Source organism: Aquimarina sp. AU58 (genome assembly GCF_900312745.1).
GTDB classification, from domain to species: Bacteria; Bacteroidota; Bacteroidia; order Flavobacteriales; family Flavobacteriaceae; genus Aquimarina; species Aquimarina spinulae.
On record NZ_OMPD01000014.1, the window covers coordinates 3,300,489 to 3,317,624 of the forward strand.

Consider the following 17,136-nt stretch of genomic DNA (forward strand, 5'->3'; position numbering starts at 1 on the left):
TGACCTTAAAGCTAAAAATTATGCAAAAAACACTATCACTATATCACATTGTAAAAGAACCAACAATAAAAAAAGACAAGACTCCTGTTCTATTTATGTTTCATGGGTATGGTAGCGATGAAAATGATCTTTTTTCTTTTGCTACAGAATTACAAGAAGAATTATTCATAATTTCGGTTCGAGCACCTTATCCTATGCAGCCTTATGGTAATGCATGGTATGCAATTTACTTTGATGCTGCCCAGGGAAAATTTAGTGATGATAAACAAGCCATCGAATCCAGAGATAAAATTGCTGGTTTTATTGATGAAGCGATCAATGCTTATGATTTGGATAAGGATAATGTTACTCTTCTTGGATTTAGCCAGGGAACGATCCTTAGTTATGCGGTAGCACTCTCCTATCCGAAAAAAGTAAAAAATGTAATTGCTTTAAGTGGCTATATAAATGAAGATATTCTGGCTGATAATTATAAAACAAATGACTTTTCTAAGCTTAATTTATATTGTTCTCATGGTAGTGTAGATCAGGTAATTCCTGTGGATTGGGCCCGTAAAGCTCCTATGCTACTCTCAGAACTTGGTATACCAAGTTCTTTAAATGAATTTCAGGTAGGTCATGGTGTCGCACCCCAAAATTTTTATCAATTTAAAGAATGGTTGAGCACTCACATTTAACATTAGAATTTAAGTGTAATCGTATGCCAAATGTCAGTATTTTTATAACTTATTGAGAAGTCGTAGTACTCCACAATTCGATATACTAGTGACAAACCAAGACCACTAGAATCAAGCTTGTTTCCAGATTTCTTAAAACGTCCGAATAATTCTTCTTCTGATATTTCTAATGGCTCTCCCGTATTTTTAATCTCAAAATATGCATTGGTAAGTGTCATTACGATTTTCCCTGATTCTATATTATGTTTTATAGCATTACTAATCAAATTATTAAACAGCACATAGGCCATTGTTTCATTAATCTCTATCGACGGATTTTCTTTAAAATCAAGAATTACCTCTATATTTTTAATATCGAGTAATTCTTTTACTCTTCCAATTTTCTTTTTAAGATATTCTGCCACGATTAGTTTTGATGTATCTATAAATTGATTATTATCAATTTTTGATAATAAGGAAAGATTATCTTTAAGCTTTGATAACCTTCCTGTAGACTCGTATACTTGTCCTAAAATGGATATTTGCTGTTCAGAAAGATTTTTATCCTGCATCAAAAGTTCCATTTTGTTTTTAATAATTGCTAATGGTGTTTGTATCTCATGAGAAGTATTCTCGGTATATTCTTTTAAATTCTTATAATCCTTTACAACTTGATTTGTCATAATTTCGAGTGTAGAATTTAACTCTTCAAACTCTACTATATTAGTTTCACTAAAAGATAAAGGCTTTGGCTTTTTAACATTAAAATCTTTTATCTGGCTTAGCGTATTATAAAAAGGTATCCAAATTCGTTGCGAAACGATATTACTCAATACAAGCATCGTAATAAAAAACAATGCAGTAATCAAAGCAATAACCTGTGTAACACCTCGTATTAAATCTTCTGTAGAAAGTAATGATTTGGTTATCGAAAAGATATAGAAATTATTTCTCACTTTATCAGAGAAGGTGATCTGTCTATAGTTCATCTGCTCATTTTGGTATTCATTAAATAATATCGTGTCTTTTATAAATGTTTGGATTTTTGGATCTTTATCAACTTTTTGGATAGTAATATTATCCCCAATATTTAAACTATAACTACTTAATAGCTCATCATGCCTATACAACTCATCAATCAATTCTTCTTTTGCCGCAAATAATTTATCATTAAACTCGCTATTTACAGTACGTCTAATAACAAAGTAAGAAGATAAACCTCCCACAAGAGATACAATAAATAGTCCTGTAAAATAATAACGATTAGATAAGCTTAGTAGTTTCATTGATCAGAAAATTTATACCCTACACTGTATACGGTCTGTATATAATCGTTACCACCATGTTCGAGAATCTTTTTTCTAAGGTTTTTTAAATGAGAATAGATAAAATCGTAAGAATCTGCAATCCCCATTTCGTCTCCCCATAAATGTTCTGCAATAGATCCTTTGGGAATTACACGGTTTGGATTCGAGATAAAATATAACATTAGATCGTACTCCTTTTTAGTAAGTTTTAGAATTTTGTTATGTACTTTAACACTCATTTCATAAGGGAATACTTCAATTTCATTAAAGGTAATCGTATTTTGGGCATCAAAATTTCTTCTACGTATAATCGCTTTTATACGTGCGTTTAGTTCTGCAAGATCAAATGGTTTTGTAAGATAATCATCTGCTCCAATATCAAGGCCATAAATTCTATCATCGATAGCATTGCGTGCAGATACAATGATGATTCCTGATTTTGATCTCATTTCTTTAATCTGTTTAATAACATCAAGACCACTACCATCAGGAAGGTTAATATCAACAACCAGGCAATCATATTCATAATCCCAGCTTTTTTCCTTTGCCTCTGCTAGATTATCTGTCCATTCACATTGGTATCCTTCTCTCCCAAGGTACTGCACCATCGATTCGGCAAGCATATGTTCGTCTTCTATAATTAGAATTTTCACTTCTTTCAGATTAAATTTAATAGTCCAATTACCTTTAATTAAAGAAACAAATAATTATCAGAAAGCAAAAGTTTTTACAAACAATATTCATCTTCAAAAATAAAGTTGATTTTCAATTTAAAAACAACAACATAACAAGCTGTTTTACAAATATCTACCTTAAAAACAGTTTCTAAACAACTTCTACAGATTTCCTACAGATTCTCCACAAATTCTCTACAGATTCTAATTCTACTTTCGCACCCAATAAAACAAACTGGTTACAAAACAACAATTTAACCATAGTTAAAAGATGTTTTAACCATAATTTAAATACTATGAAAAAAATACTTAGTCTAATCTTATTTCTTTTTTTACAAATCAGTTTTTCGCAAACCCAAGAGGATTATCAAAAAATAATTACCGAAGTAACCGATGCATATAACGCAAAAGATGCCGATAAGATTTTTAACTCGTTCTCTCCCCAATTACAATCGACATTTACAATCGAAAAAGTAAAACAATTCCTTTCTGAAAACCAATCAAAAAAAGGGCCAATGGGGACTTCTTCTTTTTTATTAGATGAAGACAAAGCAAAAAGATACCTAACAGAATTCGAAAATACGTCTATGATTCTAATTCTGGGATTATCTCCCGATAAGAAAATTACAAAATTAATTCTTGAAGAATACTAATATATAAACACTTAAAAAATAATAGAAATGAGAAATAATTATTTAACTGCTAAATCAGCGTATATACTCTTTATACTAGGAATAACGACATTTAGTATGGTCAATGCCCAATCTAAGCCAAAATATGGCGTAATGACCTATAATAAAGCTATCAATATATCTGAGAAACAAGGTATGCTAATTCAGAAAATGGCTAAAGATTACCTATATATGGTAGAAAATTCGGATGATGACAAGGCGTCAAGAGATCTCATGACAAGTAAAATTATTTTTGAAAAACAAAATGAAATCTTGTCTAAAAATTCTAGCAACAAGGTAACAAAGAGTAAAATCAAAAAAGTGGGGAATCTGTGGGAAACATTTAAAAAACATATAGAAAGTACTCCCAATTTTGATGATGCTAAAAAAATTCTGAATCTAAATACAGATTTGCTTAAAGAAACAGAAAATGTTGTACGCTCGATTGTGATAGAATCCAAAAATGCTAATAAAACTATAAAAGGACTGGCCAATGATGACTCCTATAACGAAAAAGATATAGAACTGAAAAAAATCTTAACCGTCTCGGGAAGACAACGTATGCTAGCACAAAGACTTGCGTTATATTATTTGGCAAACCATCCAACACTGAAAGACAAAAACTCTGAACAAATGTTGAAAAATATATACAATGAAATAGATGGAATGAATACCCCATTGCTTCTTTCAGACTTTGATAATGCCGAAATAGATGAAAAAATTGCAAATGCATTAACCATCTGGGAACTTATCAAACAAAATAAACTTGGAAAACAAGGATACAAGCATAAAGAAATCTATGACATTTCTAATAAACTCACTAGAGCATATAATGAAATAACAACTTCATACGAGCATACCAAATTATAATAGACCTTCTTCCCTTATTTTGTAGACAACATAACAAAATCTAAACTAATCCCTCAACACATTCATACCCCTTCGAATCAATTAATGTGCCTTACCCCAGGGCACTACTTCGAAAAATTATAAAGATTAGTTCCATATCCACTCTTAAACCAAACAAAAAATAAAATGTCATCTATTCTAGTACAAAATATTGTACTAGACTGATAATGATGTAAAAAAATAAATTAAATATTTAAAAAATAGTAACTCATGAAAAAAATACTTTTAGTGACTACCGCAATAGCATCTTTTGCTTTTGCTAATGCTCAAGAACACCATAATAATGCCACAAAAGAGCATCATTTTGCTAAGGATTATGATAAAAAAGGTGAATTTGAACAAGGAGATGTATTTGTTTCTGCTTTGTTTGGATTTGATTCTAAAACAATTAAAAATGAAGGAGAAGAGCATAAAGATATCATGTTAGATGTATTTACCAGAGTCGGTTACCTTATTTCTAATACTATAACCGGTGGTGTAAAATTTGGATATGAAAGTGAAAAAGAAGAAGAAGGAGAAACAGAAATTAGATCTCATCATGGACTTATCGGAGTATTTGGACGATATGATTTTACTCCGGGTCATAAATTCTCTCTTTTTGGTGAACTTGGAGTAGATTACCTTACAGCCGATGTAGAAAGAAATGGTTTAAAAAATAAAGAAAAAGGGTATAAAATCGGGCTTATTCCTGGATTAACCTATTTCCTGAATGATCATTTTGCTATTGAAGCTTTATGGGGAGCTATATCTTATGAATCTATGAAAGCTGATAAAAGAGAAAAATCTACCGACGAAATTATTGTAGGGTTTGATTTCGAGCATATCAATTTCGGGTTAGCATACAAATTCTAAAAACACAACATCCGTTAAGCCTACTATAGCAGTTACTTACCCTAAAATCACCTATACATTACGGTTGTATTGTTATATAACTAAAAATAATTACAATAAAATAATAACATACAATGAAACTGATTTTAAAGAAATATGTCTACGTGATCGTTGGATTTTTACTATCCACAATCGGGTATTTATATTGCATCATAGGAAATATAAATTTAGCAGAACAAATAGATATGTACTTTAATTTTATTAAATCATCAAAAATCGATGAATTGATATTTCTATGGTTTAAGTTCTTTGCTTTATTTATTATGCTGAATATCATAGTAATTTTAGAAAAAAAGCGAAACATTGAAAAGAGAAAAATATATCACTCAATGTTATATGCTAGTAATCATATTATACGAAACTTCTTATATCAATCTCACATATTAAAAATGGAAGCCGAAGAAAACATCACATTTAATAAGAGCACTATAAATATGTTTGAAGAAAGTAAAGATGAAGCAATGCTATTACTCAAAAAGTTATCTTCTATAACCAAGATTGATGATACGAGTATTTATAACTCGATAAAAGAAGAAGTGGAAAACAAAAACGGTACAGTGTAATCTTAGGTATACAAAAAAAATCACAAAACCTTTATTCTCAGATAAACTAAGAATAAAGGTTTTGTGATAGTATAACGAAATCTTATATTGTCTGATAGACTAACTAATAAAGTTTCATTAGAATTTTTAAAAATTATCTGCTGCTAAAGCAGCAATTTCACTACCGGTTAACGTTCTATTATAAAACAATATGTCATCCATACTACCTTCAAGTGTAGTAGTAAAACCCTCATCTTGCGATCCTATGGCAATAATTTCCTGACTTAAAGTATTAATAGTAGTTACACTATTAAATGAGCCTATTTCTATACTTTCTCCATTAACATATATTTTAATTGTTGATCCATTTTGTATAGTTAGTGCTAGATGAACCCATTCATTAATAGGGGTGACATTGACACCTGTATTAGTAACTACAGCAGGAGAAGTCCCAGGGGAAGCTAATGATTCCTGATAATATGCTCTTAAACTATTTTCGCTAGACCCTGCTCCTGCCACATACCAATTATATGCAGGAAAACTTCCATTTGATTTATCTATTAGTAAACCAAAAGAAGCTCTATCTCTTTTCACCCACATTGAAACTGTAAATGATAAATTTGAACCCGGAAGTATATTAGGAATTGTAAAATAACCTTGTAGAAAATCATTTACCCTAAATTGATATGCTCCATTAGTTATTCCGTGTCTATCTGTAACACTAGTTAATGTTCCTTTCTCAGTACCATGATTTCCATTGGTTGTTGCATCCTGTAAATTACCATCTAATTTGTATTCTGCTATCAAACCGGTTTGATCTACTTTTAGATCATTTAAGTTTATGGTAATAGTAGATTGACTTGTAGACTGGCCTACAGAAGCTGTATAGGTTGCTGTTACTGTTGTATTTCTTTCATAATCAAACAGATTTGCATCTGCAACAGTTAACACTCCTGTAGAAGTATCTATAGCTAATGCTCCAGACGGCGTCTGACTAGATAACGCGTAGGCAATAGTACCATCTGTGGTTGTAGCCGATACGGTTCCCAGATTTTGATTAGCTGTCGGGTTTTCATCTATAGTCGTTATAAAATCTTGAGTAGTGACCACTTGTTCTACTCTAAAATTAGCACTACTAACCCCTATTTGACCATTAACTTCTACCGAAATCTTACCAGTAGTAGCTCCCGCCGGAACATTAACGGTTAATGATGTAGCTGTAGCAGCACTTACCGTAGCGATAGTCTCGTTAAATTTCACTTCATTATCCGCTGCCGTAGTACTAAAATTTGTACCTGTAATAATTACTTCTGCATCTTTTGCACCTACCTCTGGAGAGAATGAGCGTATTGTCGGAGGAAAAATTACAACAAAATCTGTAGTACTCATTACTTCCTGTCCATCAACTTTTATTACTATTTTCCCTGTAGTAGCTCCTGCCGGAACAGTTACTGTTAATGAATTTGATGTAGCCGCACTTACCGTAGCTGCTATACCATTAAATTTCACTTCGTTATCTGTTGTGACAGTACTAAAATTTGTACCGGTTATAACTACTTCTGTACCTATTATGCCTTCTTTTGGAGAAAATGAAGTGGCTGTTGGTGGTAACACTACAGTAAAATCTGTAGCAGTTGTCACCTCTAGTTCTCCAACTTTCACTGCGATTTTTCCTGTAGTAGCTCCTTCAGGAACCGTTACACTTAGAGAAGTTGCTGTAGCTTTGCTCACAGTAGCAGCCACACCGTTAAAATTCACCATATTACTTGTTGCCATAGTACTAAAACCACTACCCGCTATAGTAACTTCCTCCCCCACTTTTGCCAGAACTGGAGTAAAACTACTAATCTTTGGTGGGAGGATTACATCATCATCATCACTTTTGCAAGATAATACGCATATGATTGAAAACAAGGTGATCATTGTTAGCCATACTTTGTTTTGTCTTTTTTTCATTTTAGGTTTTCTTATAGTTTATATATTCCGAATTATTTAATGAATTTGAGATGACGAAATTAGATATATACGAATGCAGTAAATTGGTTATTTGTTATTCGTTGAACTTTAGAAGATATTCGATACTACTTATTTGATATTTGAAATTAATACACTTATTTTCATATAAAGGAAGTCTGTCTAAATAAATCAGGTATTGATATAGCTCAATATACACTTGAGCAAATCACAATATAGTATTTCAAGAATTTTATCCCTTATCGGGAAGATTGTGTGAACGGCTCTAATACTTAGAATTATAAAATAGAGTCAAAATGATTGACATATCTATAATGAGAGGAGCACCTTATTAAACCATTACTGTATAGGAAATAACAAAACCATTATCCCATAAATCGAATCGAATTTTCTGCATAAGCGGTTTGAAATCACCTCAATGTGATACAGAATAATCTGCTTACAAGCATAAAAGTGCAATAAAACACCTATAAATGTTACATTTTAACTATTAGCAATTACCTAATTTCGACATCAAAGTAATATATAAATCTTATTCGTACCCCTCACAAATAACAAAGCATATGTAAAAAAAATACTTTCTCTTAAAATCAAACTCAACACATGTCAAGTTCTCAGGAAATCATTTATTCTGATACAGCTGGAGTCTCGAGGATTCAACCTTCGGTGATTAGTGCAATACATAACTACTATTGTACTCACGCTACCGAAGGGAAAATCGGTATAAAAAATAGTACTCAGAATACCATACCGTCTTTAAAAAATGAGATTTCTACATTAATCAACTGCTCATCAGAAGAAATTGCAATTACCAAAAACACCACTGAAGGTATAAATATCATTGCGCAGGGATATCCCTGGCAACCAGGAGATAGAATTCTTATTCCTGATAATGAGTATCCAGCTAATGTATATCCCTGGCTATTTCTTAAAAACAAGGGAGTTATAATTGATTATATCCCAACAAAAAATGGAGTAATAGCTTTAGAAGATATAAATCAATTAATACACTCTAACACCAAAGTATTAGCTCTAAGCCATGTAGGGTACTTATCTGGTTACACAGCCCCGTTAAATGAGCTAGGCGAACTATGTAAGCAAAATGACATTCACTTTTTTGTTGATGCAGCACAAAGTGCAGGTGTACTCCCAATAGATGTAAAAAAATCCAATATAACTGCCCTGTCCACTTGTGGATGGAAATGGATCATGGCACCTGTAGGTGTGGGGTTTTTATACTGCTCAAAAGCATTTCTAAAAAAGATAACACCAGTATATGTAGGAGCCGATGCATTAGACGAAGTAAATATTTATTCTCCAAAATACCCTTTTACTTTTTTTCAAGATTCACGAAAATTTGAATACAGCTCTTCTACACTTAGTGTTGCTATAGGACTTAATAAAGCTCTTGAAATTATTAATACCATCTCTGTTCAGAAAATAGAAAAACAAACTACAGCACATATCAAATATCTGGATAAAGCACTAAAAAATATTGGTTTTAATACATATCTAAAACATAAAGATGAGCCAATAACAAAATCAGGGATTTTATCTGTAAAACACAAAAAAATAGCCTCAGAAGAGTTACATCAAAAATTGCTCAGTCATAATATTCATACAGCATTATGGCATGGGTATATCCGTTTTTCCCCATCATATCTTAATTCTAAAGAAGAATCCTCAGAAATAGTGCACTGCTTAACCAAGTATCTCTGATTGTTTTCAAAATTGTATTAACAAATTATCTAAGACAAAAACTAACTCATAAAAACAAACTCATGAAAAAACCAATTATTTATGATGATCACACAGATCCATCAAAAACAGAACTTCACTACTACTTAGACACAAGATTAGGAAAAAAAACCTGTAAAGCATTATGCGAATTTTGTTGGCTTAAAAGAGATCACCTTAGTCAACATGTCGAAGAGCCAGAAGTTGCTATTCAAAGAATCAGAGGTTTAGCTGCCAAAGGATATACCGTTTTACCCATGGTATCAGATACATTCGCTGAAAACGGAAAATATCTAAAAACAGAATTATTTTATCAAAATGACGAATGGTATTTTGAAAATGCTGCCTGGTCCAGTGGCAGACCTCTACTACAGGATAATTATGAAGAACTTCTTTTATTATGTGTAAAAAATAAAATTGATACCATAATTATGACTAGCCACGGAACCGAAGATAAAGCCAAAGACTTTAAAGGATTAACTCAACCTTCTGTAGTCATAAAAGCAATAGAAAATATACGTCGGTTTGAAGAAAAATTTGGATATCCATTTAAGATCATTCTCACTTTTACACTAAATAAAGAAAACATGTCTGTAAAAACCCTGACATCGTATTTTGAGCATTGTGAAAACCTGGGCGTAGATATTATACGGGTAAATCGATTCGCAGATGTACAAGATCAATATCCAGAATTACGAATGACCAAAGAAGACACTATCAAAGCCTATAAGATTATGAAACAAGTGTATGATGATCATAAAGGTCCTCTTCAATTAAGTATAAGCGAGGACTTTGGGAATTGGGGAGTAGAAATAATGAATTTTCCCGAAGGTGTAGGAAGTTGTGTAGCGGGTGAACGGTTATTTGGTGTCGTATACCCTAATGTGTATGTATGTCCTGTAAATCTAACGCTAAAAGTAGGAGAAATTGATGATGACTATAACATTATTTGGGATCAGGAAGTAATAGATTCACTAATGGATGCAAAAAAACATCCTGATTTTGGAGGATGTATTGGTGTCGCCTATCCGCATTTTAAGGAGATCAGAGATTATTTTAGTGACTTAGTAAAACATGGTGTGTAATGAAAGTAAAAAAAGTAATCGATCTAAGATCTGATACCGTAACTAAACCAACCTTAGCTATGCGGCAAGCAATTGCTAATGCAGAGGTTGGTGATGATATGTATAGAGAAGATCCTACTGTAAACGAATTAGAAGAAACAGTAGCAAACCTTTTAGGTAAAGATAAAGCACTATATCTTCCTACAGGGAGTATGGCAAATCAGATTGCAATCAAAGCTCAGACCCAACCTGGCGATGATATTTTAGTTGGACAAAACGCTCATAACTGGATGTTTGAGTCTGGTGCTGCGGGGTTTATATCTTCTATACAGCTAACTGTTCTTCCTGGAGATGGAAGATTTACTGCAGAAGCAGTAAAAGCACATTATAAACCAGATAATGTACACTTTGCTCCTACTACTTTGGTATCTATCGAAAATACGCATAATGTTAGCGGAGGAGTAACCTGGGATAGAAAAGAAATGAATACCGTGCTAAAAATGGCCGATGATCTAAATCTATCCAAACATCTGGATGGTGCCAGAATCTGGAATGCTGCAATATATCATGACCTCCCTTTAAAAGAATTAACAAAGGGATTTGATACCGTATCTGTATGTTTATCCAAAGGCCTTGGGGCTCCGGTAGGTTCTTTGCTAGCAGGCAATTCTGAAACAATGAAAAAAGCGTATCGATTACGTAGAATCTTAGGTGGCTCTATGAGACAAGCAGGAATTATTGCTGCAGGAGGGCTTTATGCGATTAGAAATCACTTCGAAAGACTAAAAGATGATCACCATAATGCAAAAATATTAGCTAATGGATTTAATGAAATTGATGGAATATCAGTAAATATTGAGAAAACCCATACCAACATGGTTATTCTGGATGTAATTCACGATACTATTAATGCATACCAATTAGAAAGTGAAGCCAGAAAAGAAGGTGTGCTATTCCTTTGTACATCAGATAAACGAATACGATTAGTAACTCATCTGGATGTTACCAAAGAAGATTGTGAAAAAGCGGTCGAAATAGTATCCAAAATATGTACCAATACTATAGCTACCGTTTAACCCAAATATCTTATTTTATTCACAGATAAGTTATTATTAAAGATTAAAATTTTTCAAAATAAGAAAAGAGGTGTTTTAAAAATCAAACACCTCTTTTTATTAATATAATGTATTGTAATATACCATTTATCGATACTTATTATTCAACCCGATACCACCCTACTTCTTTATCACTATCAATAACATGAGGTCTATTTAAGCTTTCTAGTTTAGACTCCAACTTGTCTATGAGGTTATCTATTGTACTCAAAAACCCTGTGTTTTCTTATATATTGTTATCTTCTGTAGCGATACGCAACAGTTACATCCTAGTGATGTCCATCTGCGCAAACTAGCAAGAAAATTTGTTGTAATGAAAAGTCTTTAGTTGTTGATTTAAAAAAATAATATACTAAAGTGTCATATTTTGAAAACTATGGTAACTAAAATAGTAGAGACAAGCTTTAATAATGAGAAAAGAACGTGAAACTATATTTCTTAATGCCTTAGAAGAGAATCAGGAGAAACTATTTAGAATTTGTTCGATTTATTCCAAAGACGATGAAGATACGAAAGACCTTTTTCAAGAGGTTTTGATTCATGTTTGGAAATCGATGAACTCCTTTAAAGGTAATTCATCTATTGGTACTTGGATGTTTAGAGTTGCCTTAAATGTTTGCCTTCGTTTCAAGTCTAAACATACTAAGAATCAAAATCGAATGATAAGGTTAGATAGTATTACTGTTTCCAACTTTAGGTCAGAAGTAAATAATGAAGACGGAAATGAAAAACTAAAAGCTCTAAGAAAGTGTGTTAAAAAATTGAATGAAGGTGATAAAGCTATAGTTGCTCTGTACTTGGAAGGGCTAGTCTACAGGGAAATTTCAAATATTCTGGGATTGTCTGAAAATCATGTAGCAGTAAAAATCAAACGAATTAAATCAAAATTATTGAACTGTATAAATGAATTATTATGATAGAAGATGAATTGATTAAAATCTGGCAATCGTCCAGTAATCAGGAACGTATAAAATTCGAAAAATCGAAATTGATGATAGAATTACAATCAAGTTTAGGGCGATTGTATAGATGGTGGAAATATCTAGAACTTGCAGAGGTAATTTCTGCAACTATTTGTATTCTGTCATTTGGTTTCATCGTTTACTGGGCTCCATTCACTACTACTAAAATTGCTTCTGTCTTATTAATTATTTTTTCGATTAATATATTAATTCAAGTACTTAGCATAAAAAAAATTAAACCAAGTGATTTGGAAGAAAATTACCTTGAATATCTCAAAAAGACCATGAAATATCTTAACGCCCAAAAGAAATTGCTTGAAACTTCCGTTTATTGGGTAGTTTTACCTATTTATCCAATATTACTGCTCTTTTTTATTGGTTTTTGGCACATACCAGCAAAACGATATGTAATAGTCATTACTTTTTTGGTTGCAATTGGATTGGGGATTTACGGATATTTTCTAAATAAAAAAAGAGTAAAAAATGAAATCGATCCAAGATTAGAAAGGGTTAATGAATTAATAGAAACCTTAAGAAGTTAATAATAGTAAGGTTTTTTTGAGCTATTGAAGATAACGGAACAAGGTAAGTATGCATAAAACAATTCATTTATCAGCGCATTTTTATTTCTTTTTAAACTTATAAAAATTAGTGTCTCTGCAAAAAGGAATTTAACCTTTCGATTTGACATTAAACTTTGCTCTGATTTCATATATCATGTTAACTACAGTCTTTTTTCATCCCTTTAATAATACTCTCATATTGATTTTTTAACTTCATATCATTTTTTATGAACACAGCTTTTTTTGAAGACTCTCTTGCTTTTTCACAATCTAATACTCCGTTTGTATAGATATAAGTCAAATAAAGGTTAGCATAAGCTCTCCAATATTCAGATTCGCATTTAAGTAACATATTTCTTAAAGTTTTCTCTGCATTATCGAAGTGATTTGCTAAGATAAATACTCTTGATTTATTAATGTGACTTGGCCAATAATTTAAGTCTTGTTTTATACTGTCATCGAAATAGCTTATGGCTTCTTGATATTTTTTTTCAGTTAATGCAATTGTTCCGAGTTCATCTATTACGATTGAGTTCTTTTCTATTTCTAGAGATTTATTCAAATAATTTTTTGCAGAATCCAAGTTTCTTTGTTCAAATAATTTAGTGCCCTTATGATAGAACTCAATAGCTTTTTCGTTTTTAATCTTCTGGTTTATGTGTTTTGAATGATCGTGGTTTTCTAGAAAATTATCTTGCTTGTCGGATTTGCAGGATACTAAAATTATAAAAGAGAATAATAATATATTTTTCATCAGGCGTTCGTTTTTAAGTTAATAATTGCTCGTAAAAACCACCTATTTTATTTTTTTTATCTATAAAATGCATCTCCAATATCCAATTTCTTTTCTGTCCATTACTATCTAATTCAAACATATCATTATGGTTGTCAGGATGAACATATAACTTATAATTTCCAGGTTCCAATCTTTCGTGGGGGAATTCTCCAATTAAGTGCCCCGCGATTTCTCCTCCGAATTCCCAACCATATTCAATTGCTTTATTCTCAGCAAATTCAAATAATTTTGAAGCTTTAAGTTCTGTCTGTTTGTCAAACCAATTTTTAGTTTCCTGCCAAGCTATTTCTATATCTTTTTTTAATTCTAATACCAAACTCTCTACAAATTGTCCATTTTTTGAATAAGCTAGAACTCCTAAATCATCCCAAGTATAGATAATATTATGTTTTTTTTTAGTTGTCCTTTTAAGAACTAGTAATATGTTATCTAAATCCTCAATTTTAATTGGAAAATTCAAAGAAGTATTATTAATCCTAAAATTATTTTGGGATAATTCAAATGTAATCATATTATGCTTCTTAATTGGCTACAACGTCTCTGCTATGATCTCGTTGCAGACATTTCCAACGGAAATTGTCCGTATGAAATGCAGCCGTGTTAATGGTTAATAGGTTTAAAGTTAGCAAGAAAGCCGCAATGAATTATAGTCCTAATTAACACCAGTTATTTACAGGTCATAGGTTGTAACAAAACTTTGGTGTTCACCCTCAGCACCATAGAAATAAATCCCAACAGTAATTTCTGAAGACTTTGGAATTTTCGATTCGTCATTCATGTATAGTTCAAAACTTTCCATGAAACACTGAGTTACAATTCTATTAAGTGTCTCGTTCTGCAGTCCTTTTATGCTGGTAACTTTTTTGACTTTTAATTTTTTACTTACCCTAATTTTAAAAAGTCCAAAAGTCCCTTCTTCAAGTTCAAATCCCTTTCCATTGTCAAGACAATCGTTCAGAAAGGTGTAATCCAATCGAAAGTCGTTTTTAATGTCTAGTTCCTTCTCTTTTATGTAGCGAAGTACGTTAAGTTTTCTATGATTGCTTAATTCGATTTTTTTAGTGAGTCCTGGGTATTTCTCCTCGTTCACTTTTCTATCCAGTTGAATTGCCCCAGAACATGAACCAAAGACTAGTTCTTTTTCGTTATCCTCATAAGCAAAAATCAACCAGTTTGAACCCTCAGGAGTATAGAATGCACAGGATGAATTCAAGATGCTTTTGATTTTTAATTTAGATACTTTTGAGCCTTTGAAAATCTCATCGATTTTTATTTCAAGATTGTGATGATTACTTCCATCAGGAGTAATTTTTTGAATTTCAGCTGTGGCGACAAAGTCTGCTTTTTCATATCCGTCAATAAGTTGGATGATTGCACAATCACACGCAAAAGAATTAGTAAAAAACAGAATAAAAAATATTAGAATTAGATTTTTCATAATTGGTGTCTAACGTTTTGTGTATGAGTAATAGTAGATTTTTACTCACTAACTTTTCAGTTTAGTACTGACCTTTGTTTTATGTTTATACTTTTGTTTTATCACTTAAACGGTTATTACTTATACACATCTTAAGTTTGTCTTTTGTTACTTTATATAATAAATCAGAAAGAACAAAAGAGAGAAATAAGATTAGTATACACGATGAAGCTATGGACTTCGACAACAATGATAATCCTCTCTCTTTTCCTACTAAGATTTCATTCAGTTCTGTGAGACATTAGATCTCGATTTCAAGTTAATGAAACGTCAGTAGCTAGCTCTTTCCAAATTTCAATTCTCATGAATAAATATAAAGAAATTTTATGGAACCGACATTAGTAAAGATGTCTTTGATGTTTATGGATCAAGGACAGGTCATGATCAGTTAAAAAATGATGAGCAAGGGTCTAAAAGTTTTCTTAAGCACTTACCAAAAGGGGCTTTGGTCGTCATGTAAGCTACAGGTTATTATCACTATCGTTTAGCTCAGTATTTGTATAAGAAAGGTGTTCATGTATCCGTAGTAAATCCCTTGTCAGTAAAGCGTTTTATCCAGATGAAGTTAGCTAAGGTAAAGACAGATAAGAGTGATACCAAAGCTATTAGTGAGTACGGTCGACTGAACGATGTTCCCTTGTATAATGTCTTAACCGAAGTACAGAGTGAGTATTTACAGCTATTTAGGCTATTGGATAGTTATTTAAAGCTCAGAACAGCAACAAAAAATAAATTAATAAGGAGAAGAAGTATTAGGTATTCCCTCAAAGTTTGTTTATGGTTCTTTGAAGCAAAATTTAAAACATTTAAACAAAGAGGTAGAGGCTTTGGAGACTCGTTTGTTAGAGTTAGTTAAACAAGACCAACAACAGCAATTAACGCTATTAAAAAGTATTCCAGGGATGGGTATAAAAACAGCTTTGTTTTTAATAGTGGCAACTGATGGGTTTAAGAAGTTTGAAACGGCATCACAGCTATGTAGTTATGTTGGAATTACACCAACCATACGAGCATCAGGGAGCAGTGTAACGGGGCGAAGCAGAATCAGTAAAGTAGGAAACAAGAAGTTAAGAAATCTATTATTTTTATGTGCCTTTTCTGCATGTAAGCACAATAAAGCCTGTCGACTAATTTATGAACGATTGGTGATAAAAGGAAAGAGTAAGAAATTAGCGTTCATTAACTCAACTCCAGAAATATCATGATTAACATGAAATTTCTGGATGTTGTTTTCTATGTTTTTTGCTTCTTTCATAATTAACTACAACGGTTTGAATAAAAGCTCGTTTTAATGGCGTTTATTTTTTGTTAGCATACATTATTAAATACTTATTTTTCTCCGAAGATCCTTCTTAAAAGAATATCATCATGTATTACTGTAGTTCTTTCTATTTCTTTGTGGAGTTCAAATTTTAGGCCTCCTGAATTTAAAAGTTCCGCATTGAGTTTTTGGGCTATCTTTTCTGCAACTTCAAACATTATTTTCAATATGTCCACTGGGTTTTTATAATCTGAAATTCTAAAATGTAATGATACGTCAGGAAAGAAATCAACCTCATTGTTCCAATCTAGAGGGTGAAAGTATCCTAATTTAGTATATGGTTCAGCACAAAAGAGCTCTTCTGACTTATCATCTAAAAGGTGAAAACTGTCTTTATACATCCAAAATAAATCTCCATCACCGTGATTAAGTCCAGCACTAATAAAAGATTCTACCCATTCTTTAATTGAAATCTGTCTATTTGAGGCAGCTCGAATAAGGATATGTTGTTCTCTATTAAATGGGCTTTCTGTCATA

General features: G+C 31.9%; 19 protein-coding genes. 12 read left to right on the top strand and 7 right to left on the bottom strand.

Annotation, left to right across the window (positions count from 1 at the left end; all coding sequences use genetic code 11):
• Nucleotides 1-17: 17 nt before the first annotated feature.
• On the top strand, nt 18-677 hold the full coding sequence (locus DK441_RS25700; RefSeq protein ID WP_370444344.1) for an alpha/beta hydrolase: 660 nt from the start codon (nt 18-20) through the stop codon (nt 675-677).
• A gap of 2 nt (nt 678-679) precedes the next feature.
• Here the strand turns inward: DK441_RS25700 and DK441_RS25705 are convergent, their stop codons facing one another.
• The gene (locus DK441_RS25705; protein WP_109853393.1) at nt 680-1,942 is read right to left on the bottom strand and encodes a cell wall metabolism sensor histidine kinase WalK; all 1,263 of its coding nucleotides are present in this window, start codon (nt 1,940-1,942) and stop codon (nt 680-682) included.
• Nucleotides 1,939-2,616 carry a response regulator transcription factor gene (locus DK441_RS25710; protein WP_109853394.1) on the bottom strand — a complete coding sequence of 226 codons (678 nt, stop codon included), beginning with the start codon at nt 2,614-2,616 and terminating at the stop codon, nt 1,939-1,941. Before DK441_RS25710 ends, DK441_RS25705 begins: the two co-directional genes overlap by 4 nt.
• Before the next feature lie 317 nt (nt 2,617-2,933).
• On the opposite strand from DK441_RS25710, the gene DK441_RS25715 reads away from it, so the two are divergent.
• The 4 genes from DK441_RS25715 (at nt 2,934) to DK441_RS25730 (ending at nt 5,671) form a co-directional block, all read left to right on the top strand.
• Nucleotides 2,934-3,290 (top strand): hypothetical protein, encoded by a 357-nt coding sequence (locus DK441_RS25715; RefSeq protein ID WP_109853395.1) that lies wholly within the window; start codon nt 2,934-2,936, stop codon nt 3,288-3,290.
• 27 nt (nt 3,291-3,317) lie between these two features.
• Entirely contained in the window at nt 3,318-4,178 is an 861-nt protein-coding gene (locus DK441_RS25720; RefSeq protein ID WP_160112285.1) for a hypothetical protein, read from the top strand.
• A gap of 249 nt (nt 4,179-4,427) precedes the next feature.
• The gene (locus DK441_RS25725) at nt 4,428-5,069 is read left to right on the top strand and encodes an outer membrane beta-barrel protein (RefSeq protein WP_109853397.1); all 642 of its coding nucleotides are present in this window, start codon (nt 4,428-4,430) and stop codon (nt 5,067-5,069) included.
• A gap of 113 nt (nt 5,070-5,182) precedes the next feature.
• A complete protein-coding gene (locus tag DK441_RS25730) occupies nt 5,183-5,671 on the top strand; it encodes a hypothetical protein (protein ID WP_160112286.1) in 489 nt (162 codons plus the stop codon).
• 126 nt (nt 5,672-5,797) lie between these two features.
• On the opposite strand, the gene DK441_RS25735 is transcribed toward DK441_RS25730, so the two are convergent.
• Nucleotides 5,798-7,606 (bottom strand): IPT/TIG domain-containing protein, encoded by a 1,809-nt coding sequence (locus DK441_RS25735; protein ID WP_109853399.1) that lies wholly within the window; start codon nt 7,604-7,606, stop codon nt 5,798-5,800.
• Between the two features lie 621 nt (nt 7,607-8,227).
• On the opposite strand from DK441_RS25735, the gene DK441_RS25740 reads away from it, so the two are divergent.
• The 5 genes from DK441_RS25740 (at nt 8,228) to DK441_RS25760 (ending at nt 13,044) form a co-directional block, all read left to right on the top strand.
• On the top strand, nt 8,228-9,343 hold the full coding sequence (locus DK441_RS25740) for an aminotransferase class V-fold PLP-dependent enzyme (protein ID WP_109853400.1): 1,116 nt from the start codon (nt 8,228-8,230) through the stop codon (nt 9,341-9,343).
• 62 nt (nt 9,344-9,405) lie between these two features.
• Nucleotides 9,406-10,446, top strand: a complete 1,041-nt coding sequence (locus DK441_RS25745; RefSeq protein ID WP_109853401.1) for a hypothetical protein — start codon at nt 9,406-9,408, stop codon at nt 10,444-10,446.
• On the top strand, nt 10,446-11,501 hold the full coding sequence (gene ltaE / locus DK441_RS25750) for a low-specificity L-threonine aldolase (RefSeq protein WP_109853402.1): 1,056 nt from the start codon (nt 10,446-10,448) through the stop codon (nt 11,499-11,501). Before DK441_RS25745 ends, ltaE begins: the two co-directional genes overlap by 1 nt.
• A gap of 449 nt (nt 11,502-11,950) precedes the next feature.
• On the top strand, nt 11,951-12,457 hold the full coding sequence (locus tag DK441_RS25755; RefSeq protein ID WP_109853403.1) for an RNA polymerase sigma factor: 507 nt from the start codon (nt 11,951-11,953) through the stop codon (nt 12,455-12,457).
• On the top strand, nt 12,454-13,044 hold the full coding sequence (locus DK441_RS25760) for a hypothetical protein (RefSeq protein WP_109853404.1): 591 nt from the start codon (nt 12,454-12,456) through the stop codon (nt 13,042-13,044). The genes DK441_RS25755 and DK441_RS25760 overlap by 4 nt, the downstream gene beginning before the upstream one ends.
• Nucleotides 13,045-13,222: 178 nt before the next feature.
• Here DK441_RS25760 and DK441_RS25765 read toward each other — a convergent pair whose 3' ends face one another.
• The 3 genes from DK441_RS25765 to DK441_RS25775 form a co-directional block, all read right to left on the bottom strand.
• Nucleotides 13,223-13,819 (bottom strand): M48 family metallopeptidase, encoded by a 597-nt coding sequence (locus DK441_RS25765; RefSeq protein ID WP_109853405.1) that lies wholly within the window; start codon nt 13,817-13,819, stop codon nt 13,223-13,225.
• A gap of 13 nt (nt 13,820-13,832) precedes the next feature.
• Complete coding sequence (locus tag DK441_RS25770) at nt 13,833-14,372, bottom strand: hypothetical protein (protein WP_109853406.1); 540 nt, start codon at nt 14,370-14,372, stop codon at nt 13,833-13,835.
• Between the two features lie 159 nt (nt 14,373-14,531).
• Nucleotides 14,532-15,299, bottom strand: coding sequence for a hypothetical protein (locus tag DK441_RS25775; protein WP_109853407.1), 768 nt, complete (start codon nt 15,297-15,299; stop codon nt 14,532-14,534).
• 535 nt (nt 15,300-15,834) lie between these two features.
• On the opposite strand from DK441_RS25775, the gene DK441_RS27120 reads away from it, so the two are divergent.
• Complete coding sequence (locus DK441_RS27120; RefSeq protein ID WP_235015839.1) at nt 15,835-16,194, top strand: transposase; 360 nt, start codon at nt 15,835-15,837, stop codon at nt 16,192-16,194.
• Complete coding sequence (locus DK441_RS27125; protein ID WP_235015840.1) at nt 16,124-16,543, top strand: transposase; 420 nt, start codon at nt 16,124-16,126, stop codon at nt 16,541-16,543. The genes DK441_RS27120 and DK441_RS27125 overlap by 71 nt, the downstream gene beginning before the upstream one ends.
• 124 nt (nt 16,544-16,667) lie before the next feature.
• Here the strand turns inward: DK441_RS27125 and DK441_RS25785 are convergent, their stop codons facing one another.
• Nucleotides 16,668-17,135 carry a cell division protein ZipA C-terminal FtsZ-binding domain-containing protein gene (locus DK441_RS25785; protein WP_109853408.1) on the bottom strand — a complete coding sequence of 156 codons (468 nt, stop codon included), beginning with the start codon at nt 17,133-17,135 and terminating at the stop codon, nt 16,668-16,670.
• Nucleotide 17,136: the final 1 nt, after the last annotated feature.

Coding starts and splice junctions, on each gene's coding strand:
- DK441_RS25745 (WP_109853401.1), top strand. CDS start 9,406: ATGAAAAAACCAATTATTTATGATGATCACACAGATCCATCAAAAACA.
- DK441_RS25755 (WP_109853403.1), top strand. CDS start 11,951: ATGAGAAAAGAACGTGAAACTATATTTCTTAATGCCTTAGAAGAGAAT.
- DK441_RS25760 (WP_109853404.1), top strand. CDS start 12,454: ATGATAGAAGATGAATTGATTAAAATCTGGCAATCGTCCAGTAATCAG.
- DK441_RS25705 (WP_109853393.1), bottom strand. CDS start 1,942: ATGAAACTACTAAGCTTATCTAATCGTTATTATTTTACAGGACTATTT.
- DK441_RS25725 (WP_109853397.1), top strand. CDS start 4,428: ATGAAAAAAATACTTTTAGTGACTACCGCAATAGCATCTTTTGCTTTT.
- DK441_RS25740 (WP_109853400.1), top strand. CDS start 8,228: ATGTCAAGTTCTCAGGAAATCATTTATTCTGATACAGCTGGAGTCTCG.
- DK441_RS25720 (WP_160112285.1), top strand. CDS start 3,318: ATGAGAAATAATTATTTAACTGCTAAATCAGCGTATATACTCTTTATA.
- DK441_RS25785 (WP_109853408.1), bottom strand. CDS start 17,135: ATGACAGAAAGCCCATTTAATAGAGAACAACATATCCTTATTCGAGCT.
- DK441_RS25735 (WP_109853399.1), bottom strand. CDS start 7,606: ATGAAAAAAAGACAAAACAAAGTATGGCTAACAATGATCACCTTGTTT.
- DK441_RS25770 (WP_109853406.1), bottom strand. CDS start 14,372: ATGATTACATTTGAATTATCCCAAAATAATTTTAGGATTAATAATACT.
- DK441_RS25775 (WP_109853407.1), bottom strand. CDS start 15,299: ATGAAAAATCTAATTCTAATATTTTTTATTCTGTTTTTTACTAATTCT.
- DK441_RS25715 (WP_109853395.1), top strand. CDS start 2,934: ATGAAAAAAATACTTAGTCTAATCTTATTTCTTTTTTTACAAATCAGT.
- DK441_RS25730 (WP_160112286.1), top strand. CDS start 5,183: ATGAAACTGATTTTAAAGAAATATGTCTACGTGATCGTTGGATTTTTA.
- DK441_RS25765 (WP_109853405.1), bottom strand. CDS start 13,819: ATGAAAAATATATTATTATTCTCTTTTATAATTTTAGTATCCTGCAAA.
- ltaE (WP_109853402.1), top strand. CDS start 10,446: ATGAAAGTAAAAAAAGTAATCGATCTAAGATCTGATACCGTAACTAAA.